General features: G+C 67.4%; 24 protein-coding genes and 1 pseudogene. 4 read left to right on the forward strand and 21 right to left on the reverse strand.

Annotated elements, in window-relative coordinates:
- Positions 1 to 91 precede the first annotated feature (91 nt).
- The 5 genes from CA237_RS03515 to CA237_RS20190 all read right to left on the reverse strand — a co-directional run bounded on the left by CA237_RS03515 (position 92) and on the right by CA237_RS20190 (position 3,593).
- Positions 92 to 1,948, reverse strand: coding sequence for an N-6 DNA methylase (locus tag CA237_RS03515; protein ID WP_126012851.1), 1,857 nt, complete (start codon positions 1,946 to 1,948; stop codon positions 92 to 94).
- Positions 1,945 to 2,256 carry a DUF6471 domain-containing protein gene (locus tag CA237_RS03520; protein ID WP_206432943.1) on the reverse strand — a complete coding sequence of 104 codons (312 nt, stop codon included), beginning with the start codon at positions 2,254 to 2,256 and terminating at the stop codon, positions 1,945 to 1,947. The genes CA237_RS03515 and CA237_RS03520 overlap by 4 nt, the downstream gene beginning before the upstream one ends.
- Before the next feature lie 309 nt (positions 2,257 to 2,565).
- Positions 2,566 to 2,715 carry a hypothetical protein gene (locus CA237_RS03525; protein ID WP_241215424.1) on the reverse strand — a complete coding sequence of 50 codons (150 nt, stop codon included), beginning with the start codon at positions 2,713 to 2,715 and terminating at the stop codon, positions 2,566 to 2,568.
- Positions 2,716 to 2,740: 25 nt separating this feature from the next.
- On the reverse strand, positions 2,741 to 3,016 hold the full coding sequence (locus CA237_RS03530) for a hypothetical protein (RefSeq protein WP_126012857.1): 276 nt from the start codon (positions 3,014 to 3,016) through the stop codon (positions 2,741 to 2,743).
- A 10-nt stretch (positions 3,017 to 3,026) separates the two neighbouring features.
- Positions 3,027 to 3,593 carry a thermonuclease family protein gene (locus CA237_RS20190; RefSeq protein WP_346773492.1) on the reverse strand — a complete coding sequence of 189 codons (567 nt, stop codon included), beginning with the start codon at positions 3,591 to 3,593 and terminating at the stop codon, positions 3,027 to 3,029.
- Positions 3,594 to 3,725: 132 nt separating this feature from the next.
- Here CA237_RS20190 and CA237_RS03545 point away from each other — a divergent pair, with 132 nt between their 5' ends.
- The gene (locus tag CA237_RS03545) at positions 3,726 to 3,920 is read left to right on the forward strand and encodes a hypothetical protein (protein ID WP_126012860.1); all 195 of its coding nucleotides are present in this window, start codon (positions 3,726 to 3,728) and stop codon (positions 3,918 to 3,920) included.
- 290 nt (positions 3,921 to 4,210) lie between these two features.
- On the opposite strand, the gene radC is transcribed toward CA237_RS03545, so the two are convergent.
- The 10 genes and pseudogenes from radC to CA237_RS03590 all read right to left on the reverse strand — a co-directional run bounded on the left by radC (position 4,211) and on the right by CA237_RS03590 (position 12,862).
- Positions 4,211 to 4,699: a DNA repair protein RadC gene (gene radC, locus CA237_RS19550; protein ID WP_241215425.1), complete on the reverse strand. Its 489-nt coding sequence runs from the start codon at positions 4,697 to 4,699 to the stop codon at positions 4,211 to 4,213.
- Positions 4,700 to 4,734: 35 nt separating this feature from the next.
- A complete protein-coding gene (locus CA237_RS19555) occupies positions 4,735 to 5,193 on the reverse strand; it encodes a hypothetical protein (protein WP_164523819.1) in 459 nt (152 codons plus the stop codon).
- 42 nt (positions 5,194 to 5,235) lie between these two features.
- Positions 5,236 to 5,586, reverse strand: coding sequence for a hypothetical protein (locus CA237_RS03555; RefSeq protein ID WP_126012866.1), 351 nt, complete (start codon positions 5,584 to 5,586; stop codon positions 5,236 to 5,238).
- 61 nt (positions 5,587 to 5,647) lie between these two features.
- Positions 5,648 to 6,181, reverse strand: coding sequence for a sigma factor-like helix-turn-helix DNA-binding protein (locus tag CA237_RS03560; protein WP_126012869.1), 534 nt, complete (start codon positions 6,179 to 6,181; stop codon positions 5,648 to 5,650).
- Between the two features lie 24 nt (positions 6,182 to 6,205).
- A complete protein-coding gene (locus CA237_RS19975) occupies positions 6,206 to 6,397 on the reverse strand; it encodes an IS66 family transposase (protein ID WP_241215426.1) in 192 nt (63 codons plus the stop codon).
- A 37-nt stretch (positions 6,398 to 6,434) separates the two neighbouring features.
- Positions 6,435 to 6,582: pseudogene (locus CA237_RS19980) on the reverse strand (transposase); the annotation flags it as partial.
- Positions 6,583 to 6,737: 155 nt separating this feature from the next.
- A complete protein-coding gene (locus CA237_RS03570) occupies positions 6,738 to 9,746 on the reverse strand; it encodes a DEAD/DEAH box helicase (protein WP_126012872.1) in 3,009 nt (1,002 codons plus the stop codon).
- A 1-nt stretch (position 9,747) separates the two neighbouring features.
- Complete coding sequence (locus CA237_RS03575) at positions 9,748 to 9,972, reverse strand: DUF2158 domain-containing protein (RefSeq protein ID WP_126012875.1); 225 nt, start codon at positions 9,970 to 9,972, stop codon at positions 9,748 to 9,750.
- A 796-nt stretch (positions 9,973 to 10,768) separates the two neighbouring features.
- On the reverse strand, positions 10,769 to 12,112 hold the full coding sequence (locus CA237_RS19560) for a hypothetical protein (protein ID WP_164523821.1): 1,344 nt from the start codon (positions 12,110 to 12,112) through the stop codon (positions 10,769 to 10,771).
- Between the two features lie 3 nt (positions 12,113 to 12,115).
- Positions 12,116 to 12,862: a trypsin-like peptidase domain-containing protein gene (locus tag CA237_RS03590; RefSeq protein WP_126012884.1), complete on the reverse strand. Its 747-nt coding sequence runs from the start codon at positions 12,860 to 12,862 to the stop codon at positions 12,116 to 12,118.
- Between the two features lie 198 nt (positions 12,863 to 13,060).
- On the opposite strand from CA237_RS03590, the gene CA237_RS03595 reads away from it, so the two are divergent.
- Positions 13,061 to 13,651, forward strand: coding sequence for a hypothetical protein (locus CA237_RS03595; protein WP_126012887.1), 591 nt, complete (start codon positions 13,061 to 13,063; stop codon positions 13,649 to 13,651).
- 34 nt (positions 13,652 to 13,685) lie between these two features.
- Positions 13,686 to 15,053 (forward strand): hypothetical protein, encoded by a 1,368-nt coding sequence (locus tag CA237_RS03600; protein ID WP_126012890.1) that lies wholly within the window; start codon positions 13,686 to 13,688, stop codon positions 15,051 to 15,053.
- A gap of 429 nt (positions 15,054 to 15,482) precedes the next feature.
- Here the strand turns inward: CA237_RS03600 and CA237_RS03610 are convergent, their stop codons facing one another.
- The 6 genes from CA237_RS03610 to CA237_RS03635 all read right to left on the reverse strand — a co-directional run bounded on the left by CA237_RS03610 (position 15,483) and on the right by CA237_RS03635 (position 22,966).
- The gene (locus tag CA237_RS03610) at positions 15,483 to 16,958 is read right to left on the reverse strand and encodes a septum formation inhibitor-activating ATPase (RefSeq protein ID WP_126012896.1); all 1,476 of its coding nucleotides are present in this window, start codon (positions 16,956 to 16,958) and stop codon (positions 15,483 to 15,485) included.
- Positions 16,955 to 19,306: a hypothetical protein gene (locus CA237_RS03615; RefSeq protein ID WP_126012899.1), complete on the reverse strand. Its 2,352-nt coding sequence runs from the start codon at positions 19,304 to 19,306 to the stop codon at positions 16,955 to 16,957. Before CA237_RS03615 ends, CA237_RS03610 begins: the two co-directional genes overlap by 4 nt.
- 5 nt (positions 19,307 to 19,311) lie before the next feature.
- Positions 19,312 to 19,602: a hypothetical protein gene (locus CA237_RS03620; RefSeq protein WP_126012902.1), complete on the reverse strand. Its 291-nt coding sequence runs from the start codon at positions 19,600 to 19,602 to the stop codon at positions 19,312 to 19,314.
- Positions 19,603 to 19,716: 114 nt separating this feature from the next.
- Positions 19,717 to 19,860 (reverse strand): hypothetical protein, encoded by a 144-nt coding sequence (locus CA237_RS19565; RefSeq protein ID WP_164523822.1) that lies wholly within the window; start codon positions 19,858 to 19,860, stop codon positions 19,717 to 19,719.
- A gap of 210 nt (positions 19,861 to 20,070) precedes the next feature.
- A complete protein-coding gene (locus CA237_RS03630) occupies positions 20,071 to 21,399 on the reverse strand; it encodes a hypothetical protein (protein WP_126012908.1) in 1,329 nt (442 codons plus the stop codon).
- Positions 21,400 to 21,409: 10 nt separating this feature from the next.
- Complete coding sequence (locus CA237_RS03635; protein WP_164523823.1) at positions 21,410 to 22,966, reverse strand: S8 family serine peptidase; 1,557 nt, start codon at positions 22,964 to 22,966, stop codon at positions 21,410 to 21,412.
- 221 nt (positions 22,967 to 23,187) lie between these two features.
- Here CA237_RS03635 and CA237_RS03640 point away from each other — a divergent pair, with 221 nt between their 5' ends.
- Complete coding sequence (locus CA237_RS03640) at positions 23,188 to 25,251, forward strand: CHAT domain-containing protein (RefSeq protein WP_126012914.1); 2,064 nt, start codon at positions 23,188 to 23,190, stop codon at positions 25,249 to 25,251.
- Positions 25,252 to 25,271 lie beyond the last annotated feature (20 nt).

Consider the following 25,271-nt stretch of genomic DNA (forward strand, 5'->3'; position numbering starts at 1 on the left):
GGTCTGATCCGTCCAGACCCAGCAGTCTGCGCGACCGCAGGTGCCGCTTGCGGCAGAAAATCCTTGTCTAGCGCTCGGATACAGGCGATCTTCACCTCAAACGACACGCCACTTGGGGAATGCAGGACGAGACGATGCCGTAGTTGGCGGACATGCCGATCCGCTCCTCTGCCATACGGACGAAGCGGATGTAGAGATCGTCGAGCAGCTGCTTGCGGACGCCATAATCGCGGTAGAGCAGGCTGTCGCCGCGCTGCTTCATCTTCGGCCGGCCGAAAGCGTCGTGCTTCGGTTCGCCCTTCTTGTTCTTGTCGGGGACGAGCTCGATGCCCTTGTAGTGGGCCACCAGCTCTGCCTCCTCCGCCTGGGCCGCGCCGGTGAAGCGGTCGTATGGCGGGTTGCCGATCACCACGATGATGCGCGCGTCCCGCTTGATGCGCTGTGATGCGTCGAACTCCTCGCGCATCTCGGGAAAATTGAGCTTCACGTCGCCCTCGTCTCGCCAACCCGACAGCGCGTTGGTCAGAAAAACCGCGAGGCGTCGGTCCTCGGCCGGGCGCGCGCCGAGCTGGTCGAGAAGCAGATAGAGCTGGAGCTGCGCGATCGCGAAGGGCGCGGTCAGAATCTCGAACCCGATCACCCGTTCTTCGAAGGCTTTCGCCAGTTCGAGACCGATGGTGTCATCGTCCCCTTCGGATCGCAACTGATCGGCGATGCAGCGCGCCACCTCGAGAAGATAGGCGCCGGTTCCGCAGCAGGGATCGAGAACCACCACCTCGGGATCGGCCAGACCGCGCGCTCGCCCGAGTTCCGTCTTGAGCAGATGGTGAACGCGGCGGACCTGGTAGCGGACGATCTCAGGCGGCGTGTACCAGACGCCCAGCTCCTCCCGCAGCTTGGGGTCGAAGGCTTCGAGGAAGGGTTCGTAGAAGTAGGTTATGGCCGCAAGCGCGTCGCCATCATCATCGATCGTCGGGAACACCATTCGGGATCGGAATTGATCCCGGTCAATTCGGCCGAAGGTGATGATCGCGCGCTGCAAATGCGTTTCCAGTCCGAGATGCCGCATGCGCTTCGGATGCCGGATGTCGTGGAGTAGCGAGGCTAGAAACGGGATCGGCAGGTTGGCTTCGGCCGCTGCGATGTCGAACGTGCTATCCGCGTCCGCTTCCCGGTCCCATAGCACCCAAGCGGCGAACAGCGAGTAGAAGATCGCCTGCACGAGGGAGGATCGGAAGAACCGCGATCCCTTGTCATCGTCGATGTCGAACGCGAGACCGAGGGCCTGACGGTAGTCGTCCAGCAACGGCCTGATCGGCTGCAGATTGTCCGGGATCGCGTCCTTGGCGTCGCGTGCCTGACGAGCGAGAATTTTGGCGAGATCGGCAGGCGCGGCGATCGCGGCGTGGTCGGTCACCGCGACCGTGACGATATCGATCAGTCGCGCGACGGCCAATTCGTCGACGGCGGCCTTGCCTCCCGGAGCTGCATTCCACAGGTCGACCCGCATCTCGAGGTGGCGCTGCGCAGCGGGCACCGGCTTCGTCGGGTCACGATGGTATCCGGGCTTGCAGGTCAGCAGTCCGAATCCGCGCACGTTGCTGATGAGCACCACGCCGGTCTGAGCGAGGTAGCGGCCGATCTGATCGTTCTGCTCGGTGGAGATGGTCAGATCGTCGAGGGCCACGCCCGGCTTCTTGACCTCGCCGTAGACGCCCACGAACAGCGTCGAGTCGCCGAGGATGAAGTCGGGCATATCGCGACCGGCCTGTCTTGCCTCGGATGTGCCGGTCCGAACGTCGAACGGCAGACCCTCGCTTCGCAGAAGCGCGGCGAGCAGAACCTTGATATCGGGATAGAAGGTGGTTTCCGTGGTCGTCGGGAGCGACTGGAGTTTGCGGGTCTCGTCGCAGTAAGTCGCGACCGCCGTCAGCAGTTCGGGCTTCACGACCGCTTCCCCTTCGCGAGCGTCTGCGCGGCGTGTTCACCGCCGAGCTCGGTGCGGATCTGCTCCGCCGTGGGTATCTGCAGGCGGTCGACGCCGATCGCCACCATGCACTGGGCGAAGAACGGGGCCGTGAAGCGTCCCCGGGCGACCTTGTTGCGCAGGTTGGGGACGTTCTCGATCATCCCGAGCGACGCCAGCCTGACGACGAGCTGCTCGTAGGATATGCCGCGCAGCATCATCTCGGCGCGCAGCATGTTCTTCACCAGCCGTTCCCAGGCCGCTTCGTCGATGTGGGCGTCGTCTTCCATCCTGCGGTTCTAGGATGGTGGAGGCCACGTCCGCAAGCGAACCGAACAGCCGCGCTGATAGCGTCGAGGCTCGTGAACAGGACGTTGACCTCTTGCACGACGAAAGGCGCGATCAAACTTTCTGCGCCGTTGGCCTATGCGCAGGCTCGACAAAAATCATATACCTAAAACCCCGCACTTCGTCGAGATCCGAAGCGCCGCTTGTTCAGGACTAGTGGAAAAAGCTCAGCAGGGTGGAAATCAATGCAAATACTGTTAGAGCGCCGATCATCGTCGCCTCTAAATAGAAACGTGATCGACCCTTCGGCTTCACTGGCGTGTTCCGTCACTCAGGGCATCGACGCGCTTGGCCATGTCCATGAAGCGAGCGACTCCTGCTTCGTCTCCGGCCAATGCTAGCGCGCCGATCCGTTCTGCGATCCAAACGGGCGCGGCGGCGCCGTGGATGCGCAGCGCCAAGATCGCTTCGCTCCATCTTTCTTCTTCAGCCCTCATCTCGCGCCCACGGTGATCGGCGTGCAGTAGGGCGGCTGGATGGTGCAGCTGCATATCGTGCAGCCGCCTGTTCGATCGTGAGTTCTTCGAGCGGCACGTGCTGCCGGGTGGCGTAGAGGTTCCGAAGGATCAGGGCCAAATCGCTCTCGGTCAGCCCGGAGGCGTCGTCGACAATCACGTCGGCCGGTAAAGCTTCGCAGAATGCCGCAAGGCGATTGCAGGCCGCTCCAAGAGCGGGATCGGTCGAATCGTCGAAAGCTGCCATGCGAAGGTATCTATCTCCTGATCGGCTCGCAGGCGATCCCATCCCCGTCCCCGTCCATGTGAGCGCCGTATCCCGGTTGTCCCCGACGCAAGGGTGCTGCGCCCGCACGACGCGCTTCGCCGCAGTTGCGATAGCTCCAGCCGCTCGCCTGGTTCGGCACTGGAGGCTGGCGATTGCCGGGCCGGGTAATGACGCGACCGGCCGGCTTCCTGACCGCGGCAGTGGCGCTAGGACAATCTGTTGCAATGAACGCGAACTGATCCCAGTCGGCGCGATAGATCGCGTGCCCAGCTCGGATCTGCGCGCAAGATAGGTCGATCCCGTTAACCCGGACGCGAGCAAGCGTGCGATCATAAAGATCTCTGCCAATGCGCTCGATCGTCGCTGGCCCTCTGGCACGTTCCGCCAACGCGTTTTTAGAAGCGACTGGATCGCCCGGTGCGCAGTTGCGCCCCTCTTGGCAATGGCCTGGCATTTCTGGAGCGTCGATACCGAGCAGTCGGATACGCTCAGCGCCGCAACGAAGAGTATCGCCGTCGATGGCGATCAGGGCACATGTAAGGGCAACGATGGACATGCCGGTTTCGTTTCAGGCGGCGATGAAGAAACGCTTAACGGTTGCCCGTATACTTCAGGGCAAGCGGCTGGTTGAAGGAAAGGATCGCGAGAGCGTATGGTTCAGCGCCCATATGGGCTGTGGAGGGATACCATGCTGAAAACCGTATTGTTCGCGTTCTCGCTCGCCTCAATCGCTGCCGTTCCTGCATCCGCAGCGCCGTGCAAAGACGCCAAGGGGCGTTTCACGAAGTGCCCGCCGGCCGCCCCTACCAAGCCGGTGAAGTGTAAGGACGCCAAGGGCAAGTTCGCGAAGTGCGGCACGCCGGGCGCCAAGCCGATCAAGTGAGTTCAGAACGGTGCCGTCAGCGTGGCGGCACCGGACTGTCGGCTGCAAGCCTTCAGTGAGTAACGATGCAGCTCTCTTGGAATACCGCCGAATTGGATCAGGACCATACTAAGGCATAGTTGCGCTCCGTTCGCGCGATAACGACGTAGCGACAATGAGTACTGGGGAAGTTTCGGACATCGTATTTCGCCTGCGCGGCGAGTTGGACCGACTGGATGCGCTGGGTGAAAGCATGGCTGCAGCTCAGTTATCGCTCGCCATCGAAACGCTAGCGCAGAATGAGAACCGGGTCAGAGACGCATCAAGCCCAAGGTACGCAAACTGGATTGTCCCTGACGAGTGACAATTATGTGGTCATACACGTCGATGTTCAGTTCCTTCGCCAAGGCCATGATCCGCCGGGTCATTCGAACATCGGCGATGCTCGGCTCAGCGTTCCCGCTTGGATGGTTGTGGGCAAGAACGATCGCAGCGGCTCCGCACAGCAAGGCCTTCGATAAAACCTCACGGGGAAAGACCTCGACGGAATCATATGTGCCGGTGGTCAGCGTTTCGTCTGCGATCAGCTTGTTACCAGAGTCCATGTACAGAACCCGAAAATGCTCCACCGTTGAATGGCCGATCACGCAGCGCAGATAGTCGGCCAAAGTTTTCCAGTCGTGGATGGACTGACGGTCGGACACTCGCTCCTTCAATGCGGCAGTCATGAGAGCAGCGTGCGCCGCAATGGCCTTTGCCACCGGCGCGCCGATGAATACCGCTAAGCGCCAGGACGGCATGGAAAAAACGCCACCAAGACTTCCGTAAGTTTCAATCAGACGGGTTGCCGTGGGATGGCAGCCGACGACCGCTGCGAGCGCTGCAACCGCGTCCGCGTCTGGTGGCGATAGGTTGCCAGAAGTAGCACCAAGTGAATTGGATACGCCCACACTGCCGTCGCGAACCAGTAGAGCCAGCCGGTGATCGAGTGGTCGACCAGCGGCAGAACATGCCCTGCAACTTGCGTCAGGTGCAGCCCAGCCAGCCACATCGGCCAATACCGGCGGCTGTGAACCGCAATCCACAGCAGCACAAAAAGCAGAGCCGAATCGATTGCGAAGAGTGGCCAGGAAATGTCGGTGCCAGCCGATCCCGGAGCCTTCGCCGCAAACGCCGACGCCAAACCTGCGACCAGCAATGCGCCACCCGCCAGTCGAAGGTTTCGGTCGCCTCGGAGCAGCGCGTAAATGCATGATCCGAAGAACAGCGTTACGAAGACAGCGAACCTGACCATTCTCCATCGCAAACACTACCCAGCCAGACTGTCAAGAAAGCGCTATGCGGCCTGCGGGACGGGCTGGATCGGCGTGACGACCCGATCGACATGAGCGCTCGGACAGGGCCACCAGTCGCCATGGGCTTGGGGCGAAAAACCTTCGCGCTCTGCGAGCTTGCCCATCGCACCATGGAAACGCAGCAGTTCGGCGCGCTGGTCGCTGATGCCGCCGAGCATCTGCAGCAACCTGTCGATGTGCGGCTGGATGTCTGCCGCCGCCATGGTCTGTGGCCGAGTATCGAGAACGGACGCCATGGTCGAAGCAGCTCGCGCAAGGGCATTATCGATCGCGCGCTCCGTTGCGAGGATGTTACCTGCCACGGTGGTGATTGCGTCGCGGAAGTCGGACATAGCTTCTCCTTCGCAGGAAGATGCCCTGCGTTACGGTCTTGGTGGTGGTTGAATCAGGCCCTCAGAGAGACTGCCAAAGCGTCTTGGAGGCCCGGAGGGCGAACGCGAGGTTCGCGAGGATCATTGGGGCGGCAATCGCAATTGCGACGATCCAGAACAGCCGCATGGGTTTACTCAGGTCATTATCGGCGCCTCCTTCCAGATCGATGGGCCATCGCTGCTGCCGGGCTGAGTGCCAGTGACGCGAGAACGAGTCTCGCATCGGCTCTTGGGTCGGCAACGGATCGCCCGTCGTTGGAAGGGGCATTGGCTGGAAAAGGTCGGAGGTTGCTACCCCCTGCGATTGGCCCCACGCGCTGGGGGGTATCTGCCGGTCATACGCATCCAATATGGCAGCGCCCACCGGACGGCGGTTGGTGCCCAACCGAGCCAGTGCGTCCTTAATCCGGCTTGCCACGGCGTGATCGCTGACGCCTAACCGATCAGCAATCTCCTTGGTCGTCAGGCGCTGCTGCACGAGCCGCATAGTTTCAAGCTGCACTGGCGTCAGCCGGGCAACCTTCGCAGCGACTATCGATTCGGGGCTTTCGTCCATTTCGGTTGGTTCAAACAGGTTTGGTTAACGGGCAAGGGATTCGGAGAATGACACTTCAATCTGTGCGCAACGCGGCACGGGCAGGCGACTATCGCCTAGGAAGCGCGACAGCGCTGGCCAGCGTTTGGTGCCATAGGCGAGGGCCTTCGCCATATCGGACCTGGGCGACAGATGGCGAAGGGCGGCGTCGAGCACCTTGGGCAGGGCCTCGACCAAGCGGTCGGCTTTTCTCCTGACGGGTTGTGCATGGCACATCGGGCAGTTGGCCACGCACCTCGGCCTTGATGGCATAGAGTGCTCCGATCCGCTCGAGGATGTCGGTGTGCAGCGGTGTGGGCGACCGCTCGAAGGTCGAAGACCTTACGCCGGAAATGTGCCCAGCAGGCGACCTCGGTGACGCCGTTGCGGTAGGGCGACGGCGTGGCGGTGACCGCTTAGTCCGCCGGTCTACGGGCAGCAAAGTGCGCTTGACGCGGAGGTCGACGGAGGGGGAGGGGCACATTTGCTGGGCAGGGCGCGCGCGGACGGCGAGACCGTCGCCTAACGAGCGCGCTGGCTAGGGATCGCGCGGCTGTGACCCGGCGGTCAGGCGGTCGAACAGGCGCCTGCCCACGAAGCCGACGAGGCGGCCGAGGCGCTCGGCACCCGCCGCGAGCACGTCCTCGCTCGATGCGATGCCGTCGCGCAACAGCGCGAGTACGGCCCCGCGGTCGAGTGCGACCGGGAGCTCGGCTAGCGGCAGCGCATCGGTGGGAAGTCCCAACTCGAGCCTCGCCATCAGGCGATCCACCTCCTCGGCATTGGGACCCGACCCCATCACGATGGCGGCGATGCGGAAGACGGCGTCCAAGAGGTAGCGCGTCCCGTCCGCGAAGCCGCGCACATCCCCCGGACGGACCGCGACGAAGCCGTTGGCCGAATATCCCTCCTCGATCTCAGCAATCCCGACGCCGGCGATCCAGTCCGCGACGATCAGCGCCCGCTTGCAGCGAGCATAATAGGCTTTGTCGCTCTCCGCCCTCGTGCGGAGCAGATAAGACACGTCGCTGCCGAACCGATAGGACGCGGTGGACTGCCACTGCTGCTCGCCGTTCCTCAGCTGCGGGGTGTAGGCCTGGTCACGCTCGGGCAGAGCTTCGACCAGCGCGAGCATCTCCTCGGGCGACGGCGCCTGGTCCAGGCGGCGCAGCATCTCGACGAGCCGTATCGCGGACTGGAGCGACAGCGGCGATTCCCCGCACGCGCGGCCCAGCATCGACAGCCTGAGATCGCCGTCCTCCTCGTCGATCAGCCCGTCGCGGACCATACGCTCGACCAGGTCCTCGACGCGCATGGCCATGCCGGCGCGCCAGCCCGGATCGCGCAGCGACGCGAGGAACCCGCCGTAGGTGTTGGCGACGAGGTCGACGACCGCGCCGCGCGGGACCGTCCCCACCTGCGTCAGTAGCCGGAGCACCCACGTGCCGGGCCTGCGCTCGTCGAACGACGAGCGCATCGGCTCAGGGCTCCCCTCGACGTAGCGCCGGAAGAGCGCGTCCCGCTCGCCACCCGTCTCGGCGAGCGCGATCGCCTTGCCCTCGGCCTCGAAGCCCAGGCGCCCCGCGCGGCCGGCCATGTTGCGGAACTGCGCGACCGGATACGGCTTCGCCTTGGGCCCGGCGAACGCCGTCTCGCAGATCACGACCGTGGAGGCGGGCGTGTTGATGCCGGCGGCGACCCCGCTCGTCGCCACGAGGACGGACACGCCGCCCTCGCGCGAGCGGAACCCGCGCTCCACCGCGACGCGCTCGTCCCTTGTCAGGTCGGTGGTATGGAAGGCCACACCGCCCTCAAGCGTCTCGCGCAGCCGGGACGATGCGGACGACCCGTCCCCCTCGGGGAGCTCGGCGAGGACGGACGTCGCCGGCGGCAGGCCGAGTTCCGCCGCGAGATACTGCGCGCAGCCGGCCGAGGGGCCGCGGGCGCTGCGAAAGACGATCACCTTCTCGCCCTTGGCCACCAGCGACCGCAAGAGCGGTACGATGACGTCCTGCGACGACGGCTTCTGCCGACGCTGGACCACGGCGCCCCAGGGCAGGAGGGCTTCCACGCCCTCCGTGCCGTCCTCCCTGCAGAAGCGCCAGTCGCCAGAGCGACCGAGAACGCCCTGCGTGAGCGGGACGGGACGCTCCTCCGTCGCCAGCAGGCCGCAGTCCAGCCAGCACTCGAGCCGGTTGGTGTCCCCGATCACGGCACTCAGCGCGACCAGCTGAGGCGAGACGCCGCGCCGCCGCATCGCGAGCAGCTGGGTCAGCAGCAGCTCGACCGACATGCCCCGTCCCTCGTCGGTGAGGAACTGGGTCTCGTCGAGGACCACCAGACCAATTTGGTGGAGCAGGTGTGGGAAGCCCACGGACAGAGCCAGGAACTTCTCGTAGGTGAAGAAGGCAATGTCATACTTGCCGCGCAGGACGTCGCCGACCTGGTCCTGCCAGTCGCCGCTGCAGCGGACGACGCGGAGCCCGGCATCACCGCCGTAGACCGCCGAGAAGTCCTCGAACTTCTCGTTCACGAGCGCCTTGTAGGGCAGGAGGAACACCGCACGGCGGCCTTCCCCGACGGCGCGCATGGCGGCCAGCTCGCCGATGAAGGTCTTGCCCGCGCTGGTCGGCGCGACGACGAGCAGCGACGCGCCCGCGAGTACGCCGTGGTCGTTGACCGCCGACACTTGGAGCCGGTTCAACCCACCGGGGTAGCGCGCCCTCCACGCCCCGACGACCGCAGCCGGGATCCCGAACGCCTCCAGTCCGGTGATATCGCCGTCGGTCTTAATCGGCGCAAGTTCGGGGAAGAAGCTGTAGTAGTTCGCGCCACGCCGTCCCGGCGGGAGCGTCAGGCCGCCCTCGACCTGCCCGAACATCGTCGGCGTCTGGACGTAGCCGAGGCGGTCGGCTGCGGCCCGGACGGAGGCGGTCACGTCGGAAACCAGGGTCAGCACGTCGACCTCGCTTCCACTGTGGGCAAGAGCCTCGATCACGGCTCCGGTAAGAAGGCCGTGCCGACCGCGTGGATCCTCGAGGGCCGGCTCGTCCGGGGCCGACGCGGCGAGCAGCACGCGCCCACGTCCCGCCACAGTGCCCAGCGGCACGCCGACGTCCCGCATGCGGAGGCCGCCCTCGACCACCCGAGCCGGCGCGCCGCCGCTGAAGCAGCAGTCCAGTAGCAGAAACACCGCGCGGGCGCGGGAAGCCTGGAAGCGCTTCGCCAGCTCGGCCATGTCGAGCGTCGTCGCGGGAAGGTCGTCGATCCGGCTGTCGGCCAGCACGAGACGGTGGTCGGGCGTGCCATGGCCCGCAAAGCCGAGCAGGACGACGTCCTCCTCGGTCGCGGCACCAAGCGTGCGGTCCAGCGCATCGCGCACGGCTTCCAGCGTCGCGTCGCCGTCGACGAGAAGGTCCGCGTCCAGGCCCTCGACGGAGTCCGAGAACAGAGCCCACAGGCCCCGCGCGTCGCGGGCGGCACCGCTTAGGTCCCGGATCTCCGGATCGGCATACCTGTCTATGCCGAAGAAAGCCCCCCGTATCACGTCAGCCCCGGATGACCCGGACCGAGGCGATCCCGGGACGCTGCGCCTTCTCCAGAACTGTCTCGGCGAAGGTCTCGCGCGACGCGACCTGCTTCGAGCCCACCTTCTCGAACCAGACGCACCAGACCGCCGTGCCCTCGTGCGTGTAATGCTCGCCGGTGCTCTCAACCGTCATGACCGGACCGCCCGACTTAAGCTGAACCAGATCCCCCTTCTCAAATGGCATGTCCTTCTCCCTTCTCTCCGCCGTCTGTGCAGCGTGGCCGATATGGGAACGAAGCGCCTTGGTTGCGAGTCAGCTCGTCCCCCCAGTCCCAATGAGGGCAAGCGCCTCGCACAGGCACGCCTTCATGATTGCGAAACGCAGCATTAGACAGCCGGTAGTGTCGGTCAAAAGGCCGCTGACGGCCGCGAGTGGCCCGCCGGTGGCGACCACTGCAAGGGAACTGCATCTTGAACGATATCTTAAGCTATCTCGCCGCCCTGTTCTCCATCGTGATCGGGCTCGAGGACGCCAAAATCCTCCAGTGACTCAGGCGCCCCATCCTCGCGCTGTCCCGCGTCGTCGCCTACTGGCCGGCGCTGCTGTGACTGTTGACGCTCCTCGCGGTGCTCGCGCAAATCTGGTAGGCGACCATCGCAAATCGGGTGCGGGTGACGGCCTTTGTCATGCCCGTCCTATGGGGAGGCGCCCCGGTCCCGAAGAACCGGTTCGGGCGGTGCCAACCGAAGGAGAACGACGATGGTCAAGGGTGTAGGTACAGGAGCGCCTGCATCGGCCACTACGTCAGCGGCAGCCAAGGGTGCGCGAATCCGTCGACGGCCGTACGCGAGGCGCCAGGAACGAGCGGGACATCCGGCGCCCGCTACCGCAGCGCGATCAGCGGCTGCTACGTGACGACGAAACACGGCAAGGCCAGCCCCGGCACAACGGTGTGCGAGAAGTGAACGGGGTCGGGCCACCCGCCGAAGTGACCCGGCCACCGTCACGGCGCCGCGTCACGGACCGTTCCGATCCGCCGCTACGTGCACGCGCCAGGATTGGCCGTCGAGGGCAGGTCGGCGGAGATTGAAACCAGCGCGCCGTAGGGCTGCGCGACGCCCGCCCTGATCGCCGCCACGTTGGCCTTGAGTTGCGCATTGCGGGCGGCGGTGGACTTCGCGATCCGGTCCTGCCGCCCTGCGGCGTCCAGCGCCGCGCTGGACGCGCTGCAGTAGCCGATCAAGGCCGACTGCGCCACGCCTTCGGTGGTCGCCACGTCGACCTGCAGGCTGAGGTCGCCGGTCTCCTCGGCCACATCGGCCGCGCGGCGCGCATCGGAGTCGATGAGCGGCTTCACCGCCGCCTCGATCTTGGGCTGCATCCCGTTGAAGACCGTCGCGACGAAGGCCAGGCCCTCGTTGGTCGGCCGCGTCTCGACAACGGTGACGGTCAACGTCACGGGGACCGCGTCCGCGGCGCGCGACTGCATCGTCGGCGTTGTCGATCCCCCGGGCCCCGCCGGCGGGCCGGCGATCGCGCCGCCCGCGCCGGCGCCGCCTCCCCCGACCGGCCCGTCGGCGGGAGCGGCTGGGCCGGCCCCCTGACCCGCCGCCGCACCTGCCGCCTGACCGCCACCCGTCGGCGCGGGGGGAGCGTGGAACGTGCCGAACCAGGGGGCCTCGATCCCGTAACGTCCATCCGCGTCGGGCGCCCACTTGCTAGACACGCCGATGTGGCGATCGGCGACCACGACCGCGCTGCCCACCGGATCCGCGCCCGCGCGGTTGAACTTCACGGCGATGGAGAGGTCGCGCTCGCCGCTCGCGGCGCCATCAATGGACCTGGCGACGCGGACGAATAGCGGCGCGAAGGTGAGCGCCTTGCCGTTGCCGGACGCGCCGATCCGGAGCTCGACGTAGTGGTCGATCCGGTAGACCGGAGGCAGCCGCAGGTCGGCGAGGCGCCGACGCTGGTCGGCGGCGTTGCCCGGCAGACCGAGGAAGGAAGCCAGGTCGATCGGATCGACCGCCTTGCCGCCTGGTTGGAACGACCCGCGCACGACCACCACGCACTTCGGCGATTTCCCGGGGTCGAGCTGCAGGTTGCGCGTCGCGGTGCTGCTCGGCAGCGCACCGCCCTTGGCACCCTCGGTCAGCGCGGTCCCGAAGTTCTTCAGGAGCGTCGAGGCGACCCCGGTCAGTGCGGCCGCGACCAGGCCGCCGAACTCTTTGTCGGCCGGCTCGTGTACGCACTTGTCGCCGGTCGCGAAGACCATCGCCTGTCCGGGTGTCGCGTAGGTCAGGGGACGGAGGCCCGGCAGTCCCGATGCACACCCCGCGAGCGCCACGCACCCCGCAACCGCAAGACCGATCAACCTGATCATCGCCTACCCCCCTACGTGGGCCCGGGCCCACTCTATCAATGTGGCCACGTCGGCCACAACCTGCGCCGTCAGCCGGACACCCGTGTTGGCGCTCGGGTCGCCCTTCGCCGCCTCGGCGTGAACGGCGACCGCCCGCGGCGCGCCGCCCTCGACCGTGAAGACGGGCGCGCCGCTGTCGCCCTCGCGCGTGCTGACCGCGTATCCCAGCGAGGTCCCGGCCTCCGCCCGCACAGCCCCCACGCCGAAGCTGCAGCGCGCCGCGCCGTCGGAATAGGGCATGGAGTAGCCGGCCAGCGTGACGCCCGCATGGGCCGGCGGGAGCGCGCCGCCGATGGTGAAGACCCCAGGCATCGCCTTCCAGAGGACGAGCACACCGATGTCGAGCTCGCGGTGGTAGGCGAACGCCTTGATCCCGGTGGGCTGGACAGCCCCGTTTGTCCTCGCGTCGTAGCCAAGCCAGACCCCGCCCGCGTCGTAGGGGACGGAGGTCAGGTTGTGCCGGGCGGTCAGGATGACGTCTGGCTCGCAGAGGAAGCCGGTGCCGACCAGGACGAGGCTGCCGCCGCGGAAGAAGTTCAAGAGCGCCACGCCCCGCCACGGCGTGTCCGCCGGATCCGGCACGGTCGCCCGTTCCGGCGCTCCTGGCAGGATGGAGCGGGTGCCCACACGGCCCCGCCGCCGGCCGGGCACGGACGCATCGGGCGTTGTCCACGCACCCCCGTCCTGCACGACCGAATCGTCTGCCGCCACCGACTGCCCCCAATGGTGGTAATCGCAATGCGGGCAGTAGGCGCCGCACCGACCACGATGTCAATCACGGCGCCGGCGTGCGCGGAGGCCGATCTATTACCAGACCTACGCCACCATTGCGGATCGTAGGTTGGGCAACGGGATTAGCGGCCCCATATCGCACGTAACAAGCGACCAGGTCCGAGACGGAGGAATAGAATGGCGATCATCGGTGAGGTTCTCTTCATGCGCAGGGACGGCGGCAGCGTCAGCGACGTCGTTCGGCACGTGGAGGGTCAGATGCAGCAGCAGGTGGATGCATACGACGAGCGCAAGTTCGACGCCCAATCGGACGCGGAGGTGGTCGACGTGCTCGCGCGCGACCTGAGCGTCGAGCCGCTGTTGGTCGACTTCGAGAAGGGCGAGAAGAACGTCGAGGAGACGACCATCAGCGTCAGGGACGTGTTCGGCGACACGGGCTCCGTCCCGGGGCTGATCCTCACGAAGAAGTTCAGCTTCACGGGCGACGCCGACCTGTGGAATTTCGGCACCGGGCAGTGGGGCAGCATGATGCCCCGGGGCGAGATCTACGGCCGGACGCTCACCGTTGGCATGGAGGTCCGGGCGACCGACAGTGACGCGGCCGTGCAGCACATCACATCGACGGTTGAGCAGATCAAGCACTACCTCGAGCTGCAGAAGGCCGCGCTGGACCCGTTCAACGCGTCCCTGCCGTCGCAGCTGCTGCCGCTCATCGAGGCACGCCGCGCCCGCCGAGGCTCGGCGCAGAGCCTGCTCGACAAATTCTAGTGCCGCAGCGACGCCAATCCGTGGGGATTTACGCATGAGCCCGTTCCCAGAAACGCGGATTCGCCCGCTGTCCGAGGAGACGCTCGACGCCGTGATTGAGGCGGCGGGGGGCGTCAGGGCGCATCCCGACCAGGACACGAGGCACGAGCGGGGTGCCGACTACCTGCTCGGAAGAACCGTGATCGAGCTCAAGATCCTCGAGGACGAGGGCCTCGAGAAGCGCGAGCGTCAGCGCAGGCTGGCGGACCTCTTCGTCGCGCTCGATCCCGGACGACCCGTCGTGGTGCTCGACCGCGGATTGCTCGACGCGGCCGGACAGCGGCTATACGACCGCGCGCTTGAAGGTCCGATCCGCAAGGCGGTCGGCAAGGCGCGCCGGCAGCTCAAGTCTTCCCGGGCCGTCCACGCCGACGCGGACCGATCCGTCCTGCTGATTGTGAACAACGGCAACACCGCCCTCGACCAGGACGAGATCAAGCGCCTGGCGCAGCGGCGCGCGGGAAGCGACACAGCGGAGATCGACGGCGTGGTGGTCGCGGGATGCTACCAGCACGGCGACGGGTTCGAGAGCGTCTTCCTCTGGCCGATCGAATACGTCCCCATCCACGCGGATCGCCCCTTCCGCGAGTTCGACGCGCTGCGCGACGCGTTCCACGCCCACGCGGAACGCGAGATGACCGACCTCACGACGAGCGGCCCCGCACCGGACGCATCGAAGGGCGCGGTCCTCGACACCGGGTTCGAACTGGATGGCCGCCGCTTCGTGAAGCCCGCCCCGCCGATGGGTCGGGCCTCCGAATTCTACCCCGGCGGAAGGCCACGCGCCAATTCGACGGGCATCGACGTCTGCCCAACGGTCGCGCTCGTCATCCCGGACATCACCAGGTCCGACTGGGCACGCTTCCGCGCCGCGTTTCCAGCCGACCCCGGCCTCTTCGACACCTACGAGGGCTGGCTCCGCCACCGCGCACGGGCGGAAGCGGACGGCTCCCCCCTCAAGCCGATGGTCGCGATGCAGGTCCGATACGACGAATGGCTCGCCGACGGAGGCGGTAGCGTGCCTGTTGAGGGTATGGCGTCGGTGCGCCGTCACGCGACCTCTCTCTTCCATAAGGTGGTCATCGAGATCATCCACGGCGCCCGTGACGCCGACCGGACCAGCGTGTCCCCATCGCGCTACATCCTCGCGGTCACCGAGCTGATCGGCCAGGACATGGCGAACGACGTGTCGCACATCGTGCTCGTGACGACCCCGCCCGAAGGCCGACCCGACATTCAGCCCATCGTGGAGAACCTGCGCGTCTTCCACGAACACGCTGTGGCGCTCGCGGCCGCCTACGCGGTCAGGATGGGCATCGGCACGCTGCTCTGGCGCCAGGACAAGACATACGGGTGGACCTGAGCCCGATCCGGGCCGCCGATCCACTCAAGCGCGGCCTCGCGGCCCGAGGCAGTCACGCCGAGATGGGAAGCCGCGCTGGAGCTTCCCTCGACCTCACTCGCGGTCAGGTAGCCCCTGGCCCGCAGGCGGCGCACGATTGGATAGATCGTCCCCGTGCTGCTGGATAGGGACGCGGCGGGCGACCGGGCGAGGATCCTCATCATGTCGTGGGTCGTGACGGGCTGATGCTCCACGACCAGCGCCAGGACGTGCGACTCCAGGTCCGTCAGCCCCGATGTCCGTCACGACGCCGTGGAGGCCTTGGCGGCCGGATCGGATCCGCTGCGCCTGCGCTTTGTCGCACCGACCATCCGCGCAACTTGTGCAAACAGGGAGTGCATTCCGCAAGCACGACTTTGGCGACCCGGGCCGGCGAGCGGCTCGAGGGCCTCAGCGCTCGACGAGCCCGCTCTGGGTCGCCAAGCTCACGGCCGTCCGCAGCCTGTCGGGAGTGGGACGCGGCATGCGGTTGGAGCCGCCGCCCCTCGTCACGCGCCATCCGCCCGGTTCCAGCACGAGCCGCAGCCTCAGAATCCGCTTCGCGCCGGCGCGCGCGTCGGCCAGCCCACGCCCAACGGACCAGTAGGTATGCTGGGCGATGATCCACTGCTCGAAGATGTGATGAAGGAAGGCGAGCGGCGTCCTAGAGGCCAGCCTGTCGAGGTCGTCGCGCGCGCGTCGGAGCGGAAGCCGCTCCTGGCGGTGCGACCCGTCCTGCAGTTCCTCGGGCAGCGTCAACGCGACGGCGAGTGCGGAGATCGCCGCCCGCTCCAGGCCCGCGCGCGTGGCGAAGGTCGCCTCCAGACCCTCCATCGCTCCCACCGCCGACAGCTCTTCAGGCACGAGCGACATCAGCCACTCCATGGCCGTCCCGTCGGTCTTCCCCCCTGCGGCCCCCAGCATACGCGTCGCAAGGGCACCCGTATCCAGGATCCCGCCGCCAATCTCGCCAGTCATCCATTCGAAGAGCGACTCCAGCGCGAGCCGGAACGCCTGCCGGACCTGAACGCGGTGCCAGCACTGCGCTGCGGCCGCATCGCCCCCATCGCACATCGCCGCACGGGTGACCGACTCCTCCTGCTCCTCGTCGAACACCCCGGACAGCAGCTCGAACCCGCTCCTCCGCTGCGGGGACGCCAGACCGCCCATGAGCCGCTTGCGGAAGGCCGTCCTTTCCTCGTCGAGCACGTCGTCTATGTCCCAGTGCTCCGCCCACTCCTCGGCAGTGCCGCGCTTCAGCGTGCACTCCCCGCGGACGTTGAAGAGCCTGTGACCGAGCAACGGCGCGATGCGCGCCTCGAAGGCGTCGAGCATGCCGTCGGTCTTGGGACCTGGCACCCGGACGCCCGGCTGGTTGGCGTCGTCCACCAGCAGCCTCAGGGCCCTCAGGCCCGGGCCGTAGTTGATGGCGGCGGTGAGGGCGGTGGAGTTACGCCGCGCCTTCACGAACTCCTTCCAATCGTTGTCGCCGAAGGTGATGCGCGTAGCCTCGCCCCAGCGCGTCGCCACGACCTGCTTCCCCGGCAGCTCGAGGTCGCCCTGATCGTAGATCTGCAGCATGGACCAGGCGAACGCCACCTCTACCCGCGCGACGAAGTCCTCGTGCGCCGACACCGGCAGCTTCTCGCGTCGCTCCCGCGCCAGGTCGATGGTCCTACGCCACGCCCAGGTCACCAGCGTGAAGGGGCGGATGTGCCGGGCCACGTTGTTCAATCCCGGGAAGACCTCGTTCATCAAGTCGAAGTTTATCTGCCGCAGCCCCAAGGGGTCGACGCCGCCCACCCCGGTCCTTGCCGGTTCGACGACGAAGCAGTCCCGCGACTTCCGACCGAGTCGCTGCAGTTCGGCAAGTGCGTCCGCGCTCATGGGTTCCTCGCCAGGATGAAGCCGTGGCACCTGGTTTCGCACACGCCCTTCCGGGCGAGCTCGGACTTCAGATACGGCAGGAGGGTGATGTTGCAGGCGGGGCAGGCGGCCACCGGCCGGTCGACGAAGTGCACCCTGCGGCGGCCCGGCGCGGCGCACTGCCGCCGCAGCTCCTCCCATCCCTCGTGCAGCGGCAGCGCCGACAGGCCATCGAGCTTCCGACCCTCGAGCAGCGCCGCCTCCAGCGTGCGGACGTCGTCGTGAACCGTGCGCGTCGCGCGTATCGCGGCCAGGACGAACGCCATGTCCGCCTCCGGTGCCATCAACTCGGCGAAGCCCGGCAGGGCGAACTCGGGGTCGGGTTCCCGGTCGGGATCGATGCCCGCCGTCATCATGCGGGCCCGGGCCTCAGCGGCGTCGAGGAGGCTCCCAGCCGCAAGGTATGCCAGGCACCACGCGACCGTGTCCCGGGCCGTCTCGCCCAGGTTCATCCCACCCGCGACCGTCACCAGCCGCGCCACCAGGGCGTCGGTCGAAGGGTGGGACGTCGTCACGCAGACAAAGTGGGTCATCCGGATCACGTTGACGAGCTCGAAGTCGGTCTGGATCCGATCGACGAACTGGTTGAAGAACTGGGGGAACCTGACCCCGATCTTGTCCATCGCGCGGGCCGCCCTTATCCGGCGCGCCTTCTCGATCCGATCGCCCTCGTCCTCCTCGTCCTCGGTCACGCCGCCCGCGCGCGCGAAAGCCTGCAGGAGGCGCGCGACGAACTTCTGCCACGCTTGCTCGCTCGACACCTTGCCGCCGGTGCTCGCCTCGCCGTCGCCGCACGGCTCGCCGGCGTCGCCGCCGCGTCCCACCAGGTCGGGATCGACCAGAGGGTCGGGGCGCTCGTGCTGCGTCCCGTCCGTCTTGGCACGGAACCCGGTCGGGGTCCTCAGCGCCTCGGGGTTCTTCCTGAAGAACTCCATCACCGCGAGCACATCCTCCGGCGTCTGCATGTTCTTCATGATCGCGAGCATCGACGCCAGCGACTTGCCGGCCCGGCCCTTGACCGCCCCGAAGTCCGGCGCGGCGACGAACCCCTCGGCCACCTCGCCGTCGCCCACGAGCAGCAGTTGGACCCGCCCCTCCAGATCGAGATCCTCGTGATCGACCAGCTCGACCGGAATGAAGAAGCGGCCGGCTTCAATCCGCACCGGCCCGAGGTCGACCGGCCGCCGGTTGACTTCCATGGTCGCGGCGGCGGACGCGGACCGCCAGCGGGTGATAATCCTGCCAAGTATGCCGCCATCGGCATGCTCGGCCGTGAGCACGCCCCGGTCGGCGTCGCCCTCCTCGTCCTCGAGGAACGCCACCGGTTGCGGCGGGGCCTTTGCCGGCACAGACTTCCAACGCCCGCCCTTCGCCAGGTCGACGCGCAGCGCGCAGACCTCGACGTTCCGCATGGCCTCCCCACCACGGCTAAGGCCGGCCGCCGTTGCGTTCGCGCTCCCCGAAACCACGATCCGTCCCGCCACGCAGCCCACCTCGAACACCTTCGCGTGCAGCCCGCGCCGCGACACCCCGTCCGCCGCGAGCGCCTCGACCTCGACCGGGCGAACGGCCGGGGACCCCCGCGGCCAGTCCATCCCCCTGGGGGCGGGCACGCGGCACGGCGGGACATGCGCCGCGACCGCCTCGAGTCCTAGGTCCCGAGCCAAAGCCTCGACCGCACCCCGCTCCCAGTAGGGCGAGGCCATCGTCAAAGACCGGGCGCCTCCCAGGACCGAGGCGGCCGCCACGATCCGTCCGGCGATCGGCCCGTCTAGCGTGCTGAGGATCCGCAGCCCCCCTTCGTCCGTCCCTCCGGACGCCGCCGTCGCCAGCCGGCCTCCAAGCGACCGGCAGTGGTCGCGCGCGTAGTGTTCGCACGCCGAGCTGTCCGCCAGCGCCGTGAAGAAGCGCCCGAGGTCGGACAAGGCCGCTGCCCGCCCTTCTGCGTAGACGTGCTCGATGCACTCCAGGTTCGCCGACCAGCCCCCGAAGGTCATGTTGCCCGAACCGACCGTCGCATGAACGGCGTCGGCAGCCTCCAGCACCATGACTTTGGGATGGAAGCAGCCGTCGCGGACCGCGACGGGATGCACGATGTATTCGCGGCCGACCCTGACGGCACCGCGCTCGCGCAAGGCCATCCGGTAGCCCAGGGGGTCGGTCAGCACCGTAATCTCGGAGACGCCCTGGCGCATGAGGGCCTCGACCAGAACCGCTTCCGCGAACGACGCGCTGAGGGAATAGGTCGTGAACGTCGCCCGGCGCCACTCATGTGCCCCGATCAGGTCGAGCGCGGAGAAGCTCCTCATAGTCGTCAGCTTCCGCCCACGCGGACGCCACGGTGCCGGACACCTAACCGAAGAACCAGTATGCCGCGCCGGCGAGTGGTATTCACCGTCGAGCAGACCACGTTCGACCCGAAGCGCCGCTTGGCCTCCTCCGCGATGGAGCGGTTGAACGCCAGATACAGCCCGCGGCGGTCCGTCGACCGGGCGAGCAGCTGGGGCGTGGTAATCTTGCCCGTGCCAGCGCAGGCGTTGACCTTGAGGGCGCCTCCCTGGTCGAAAAGGCGCACCGCCTCCATCTGCTCCGACGTCGGTTCCATTGCGTGATCCTAGCGGCGGCCCGCCCATTTGGAAGGGTGCTGACGAGGTATTGCGGCGGAGCAGTACCGGATGGCCGCACCATCGGCTGAAAAAGGCGCCAGCGACCCACGCAATCAGCCTGCGTCCCCGGATTTCGCGACGGCCACTTCGCGCGCCATCATGTCCCAGAAGCTACGGAAGGTCGTCGCGCCGGGCTTCCAGCTGCTGAAGAACCGCGAGTCCAGTTTGCCGTTCCTCACGCGGGTGGGGTTCAGCATGAGGAACGCCGCATCGTCCTATGCGTCTGGCAGGTTGATGACCGGCGAAAGCTCGACGTCGTCAACCGTGCCACCGGGTCGTGGGCGCAAGCGGAAGCTTGACGGGCTACGGGGGAGGAGTTTCAGAAAGGACTGGCTCCCGCAGCACCAAGGCGTCCGCCCCGGCGCCCCACCAGAGCTGGGTCCTCCCGCCGCACCGAGGGGATAGGCTCAGGCAGTCGAGACGGCCTGCCAGACGAGCGCGCCGACCGGGGCGTTCGCCACGTCGTTGTGATCCTTCACGATCGCGTCCGACAGGACGTTGTTGACCTTGCTGCGGACGAGCGCGACCGGCGCGCCCCCGGCGACGTGCGCCACCGCTTCCCCGGGCTTCATGTGCTGGGCGCCGTTTGCGCCCATGCCGCCATGCAGGTCGTCCGGCCCGCCCATGAGCCGCTCCGCGCCGAAGGAACTGGCGATCGTGCCGCTCACGGTCGAGGCTAGCGCGTAGAAGAAGCCGACTGCGGAGTCACGATGCGTATGCGTAACCAGAACTGGCCCCGCGACAAGCCGATCCTCGATCACCTTGCGGAACGCGCCCGCCGTCCGGTTGCCGGCACCGAACCCCGTGCCTAGTCCGTTGTGCGAGTAGGCGGCCTGAAGGAGCGAAAGGGATTCAATCGGGAGATCACCGTCCCCGGCGGCGGCCGCCGTCACGAGCCGTCCCCCGAAACTGTGTCCGACGAGGTGGAGCCGGACGCCGCCGGGCAGCCGGGCGGCCAGCTCTCGCGACAACGCCGCGCCGACACTGCCTGCCCGTGCCTTCATCTCATAGTATGTCGCCTGGTTGAGCAGCCGTGCGACCGCCGCGGCGCCGCCTGAGCGGAGCCGGGCGAGCCGCTCTCGCACGCTATGGAACGAGGCCGCGCCCCCGGCCGACTCCGCAGGCTCCTCCGCACCCGCCTCGGCGGCGGAGAAGGACCCGCCGTCCCTCATATCCGCGACAAGCTCGCGGCCGGGATCTTCGAGCAATGCGGCGTGGTCGACCCGCACCTCGTCGCCATCGGCCTCGAGCAAAGCCGCACGCAGCCGCTCGACGAAGGCGTCGGCCTTGCCGCCGCCGCCGCGGGCGTCGACCGCAAGCGCCGCGAACGGCTGCGGATCGTCGATCCCGAACTCGTCGGCCAATGCGGCCGCGTATGCGCGAAGCTCGTCCGTCGGGAGGTCGACGTCGCCAATCGCGCTAGCGCCACCCTCTGCGCCCGCCCCGTCCCCGGGCAGCAGCGTGAGGTCGGGCCGGAAGCGGAACGCGGGCCAGTAGACCCCGACCGCGGCCCACTGCCGGCCGCCTGCAACGAGGTCGCCGCTGGCCGCGACGCGCACGTTGCGCAGGATGCCCTCGTATAGCGCATCGGCGTCAGCCTCGTCGTTCTTCCAACCGTGCGACAGGACGATCACGTCCGTCGTGCCGGCCGGCACGAGCTCAGTCGGACCGACCGTGAGCCGTCCGTCGGCCGCGAACCTGAGCGCAGTGAACGGGAAACCCGCCTTCTCGGCCATGATATGCTCCTTAGATCGACTGGATCGCGCGAAGGATGTCGAGCAACCCTGCACCCTGGAAATCGGCCTTGCGCCGCAGGTCGGTGCACGAAGACATCAGCACCTCCTTCACGGCAGCCGGCCGACCGATAAACTCACGCCGCACGGACAGGAGCGCTGCGACCGCGCCAGCCACATGGGGCGCGGCCATGCTGGTCCCGCTCTCCTCACGGAAGTAGGCGAACCCCGGCCGCACCTCTGCGCCGGCTTCGGCCAGCGCTTTGTTGAACTTCGCCGACAACAGCGCGGCGCAGGACAGGATGCGCTCACCGGGCGCGACCAGGTCCGGCTTGACCCGCCCATCGGCGGTCGGGCCCCGCGACGAGAAGTAGGAAATGCCATAGGTGTGCGGCGACTCCGCGTGCGTCGCGCCGACCGTGATGGCCTCGTCCGCGTTGCCGGGATCGTTGATCGACTGATCCATCCCAACCCGCTGGCGGTTCGTCCGTCCCTCCGTCTGCATGAGAACCGACCCGTCGTTCCAGGCGGCGGCGACAACGACGACGCCGCTGCGGGAGAGCCTGTTCACCACCTCGCACAGCGGACTGTGGCCTGCAGCCGACCACTCCGCTTCGAAGGGATACCCCAGGCTCAAGTTGACGCAGTGAATCCGCAGCGTGCGACCCGCCTCGTTGAGGTCGTAGACGTATTCCAGCGCCTCGATCAGGGCGCTGGAGTAGCCCTTCCCGGCATCGTCCAGGACCTTAAGGCTCACGATCTTGGCCTTTGGAGCCACCCCGCGCAGGTCGCTCTCCATCGGCATGTCGGACACGATGGTCGTCACCGAACCCGTCCCGTCCTTGACCTCGCCGACGCGGATCTTCGGCACGTCGGGCCCGGTGCGCCCCGCGACGATCCCGGCCACGTGCGTCCCGTGCCCGTAGCCATCGGTAAGCGCGCCAGATCCATTGCGGGTGAAGTCCCGGTGTTCGACCCCCGCCGGCAGGTCCTCCAGGTTGCGGCTGGCGGCGAAGTGGGGATGCGTCCTCTCGATACCGCTGTCGGCGACCGCCACGGCGATCCCAGCCCCGTCCGCACCGAAGAGAGACATGCACGCATCCGCCTTCACCGTGCGGACCGACCGGTCGAGGAACGGCGTCAGCGGCTGGTCGCGCCACATCCGCAGGACCGGAGAGACCACGCCTGCGACGGGCTCCTGGTAGAACTCGCGGATCTCTGATTCCGTAAGGTCGGCGAAGACGTAGCGACGGCCACCACGTCCCGGATCGAGACGATCGCCCATCTCGAGGCGCTCCAGCCTGGCGACGATCTCGGCGCGCGCCGCGTCGGCGCCCTGCGGATAATCCGGATTCACCTCGATGATGACTGGAGTTGTGGGTTCGACGTCGAGGTCATCCGACGCGGACCCGAAGGTCTCCATCCCCGGCGCGCCACGCCGCGGGGCCCTGCGGACAGGTGCCACCGGGCCCGGAGCGGTTGCCCGTCGCTCTTCCCGTTGCAGCCTGATCCGCTCGCGCTGCTCCTCGAGGTCGCGCAGGATCGCCGGATCGACGAGCGAGCGCGCCATTTCGTTCCTCAGCCTCTCCGGATCCCGATGGTCGCTCAAACCCGCCCCCTGCATCAACCGCTCCGGCACAATGGCCCTGCAGGACCTCCCCGGCAAGCGCGGGAATCAGCCAATTCCTAGCCAACCAACACCAAGATGGCGCCAAGAGGAACTGCGCGGAAGGATTGCATTGTGGCGGCGGCCGCCTGCGCCTAGTCTTGCCGCACAGGGAGGGACGAGGGGTGGCCTATCGGGACTTCGAGATCGAGATTGCGGCGCGTGACGGCCGTCACTTCGAGGTCGAGGTCACCTTCGAGGGCATGGACGAGACGATCCAGCGGCGCTTCGAAGTGGAGTTGCCGCCCTCATACCTAGACCTGCTGCCGCCGGAAGGGGAGGCGGGCCGGCAGGAGCTGCGCAACTGGCGGCGTGCCCCCACCGCGGACCAGCCCGACGAGCTCCCGTTCCTCATCGCCCGCATGGACAAGCTCAAGGACTACGGCACCCGCCTGTTCCAGACCATCCTGACGCCACAGTTAGAACAGGCTCTTGGCCATCTGTTCGAGATGGGGCGAGAGCAAGGAGGCGTCAGGATCCGCCTCGACCTCGAACGGGCGCCGGCCTTGGCGAAGGTGCCGTGGGAGGCAATGTTCCGCAAGGCGACGGACCAATGGTATGGGATCGACGAGAAGTCTCCCATGCTGCGCCGGATCAGCCTGGGCGGAAGGCAGAAGCCCCCGACCCCGATCACCGGCGAGGTGCGGCTTCTAATCGCCATCGCTGTCCCTCAGAAGGACCTCGACGCCGGGCGAGAAATCGCCAACATCGACGAGGAGATTCGCAAACGGACGAGCGGCAGGGGCGCGCCGATCAGCATACGACCGCTCCACGCGGCGACGCGCCAATCGTTCGAGGCCGCGCTCGCCGACTTCAAGCCTCACATTGTCCACTTCATCGGGCACGGCAGCTTTGGAACGCGGGACGGCGACCGGCGCGGGGTCGTCCACTTCGTCGATGAAAATAACCCTGAGGGCTACGACGCCGTCCCTTCGGACGACCTCCGCCAGCTGCTCGACAGCGACCCGCCGCTTCTCGTCGTGCTAAACACCTGCGAGGGCGGTCGTGCCGACGAGATCGACCGCTACGGCGGAACCGCGCAGAACATCATCCGCCGCTCCATCCCCTATGTGGTCGCGATGCAGTATTCGATCTCGGACGAGGCCGCGCTGGCGTTCTCCCGCTATTTCTACCAGCGGCTGCTAGAGGGTGCGCCGGTCGACGTCGCCGTCGCCCGGGGCCGGGCCGCGATCCGCAACCGCGCAAAGGAGGAATGCCAGGTCGAGCTGATCACCCCCGTGTTCTACAGCTCGGTCGACGCTCCCAGTCCACTCGTTGACGCAAGCGCCGCGACCATTGCCGCCCCGCCGGCGCCGCCCGCACCGCCGCTGCCGCCCGTCGCGGGGCAGTGGCCGAAGTGGAAGATGCTCGCCATCACCGCGGTCGTGGCAGTGATGACGGCAGCGGCCGCCATCGCCACGGTCCTGCTGTTCGGCAGGTCCGACCAAGTGACCGAGGTCCGGGGGACCGAAATAAGCGCGCCGGTCCAATCGGGGATACGGCCGTCACCCGGTCCCACGGACGATCCCAGCCCACGGCCCGCCGACCGGGGCCCTTCAAGCGGGGACCAAGCTTTGCCACAGGGCACGCCGTACGGGGCCACTGGCGGAACGAGCGGGACTGGTCGAGCCCCGGCCTCCGTTGGCGATAGTCCGATCTACAGCCCAAATAGCACGATTCGCCCGGTCGACGGCCAACAGGTCGACGACGGACCTTTCCCACCGGACCCTCAGCCCAGCCCGCCCGAGCTGCACCCTACGCCCGAGCCCATGCCGATCCCGCCCCCGTGGCCAGAGCCGCCGCCCATGCCGGCTCCGCCGCCCATTTCGGCGTCACCGGCTCCTTGGTGGAGTGGGTCCGCGATCGTCTTCTTCGATTTCGACAGCCGCGCGATCTCGCCCGACGCGGCGGCGCTGCTCGACGAAATCGCGTCGCAGATACTTGGAAGCGGAGTAAAACGCCTGCGCGTGGCGGGGTTCGCTGATCGCATGGGCACGGCCGCCGTCAACCTGCGGATGTCTAAGGCGCGCGCAGAGGCGGTCGCTGCCTTCCTTCATAAGAGGGGAGTGCCGGCGGACGCGATCAGGATAGAGGCCTACGGGGAGACGCGATTGCGTGTCGAGACGCCTGACGGCGTGCGGGAGATCCAGAACCGCCGCGTGGAGATCACCGCGGACGATCAAGAATGATCCCGATCGCCCGACCATGC

The sequence above is a fragment of the Sphingomonas sp. ABOLH genome (assembly GCF_003951715.1).
Lineage (GTDB): Bacteria > Pseudomonadota > Alphaproteobacteria > Sphingomonadales > Sphingomonadaceae > Sphingomonas > Sphingomonas hankookensis_A.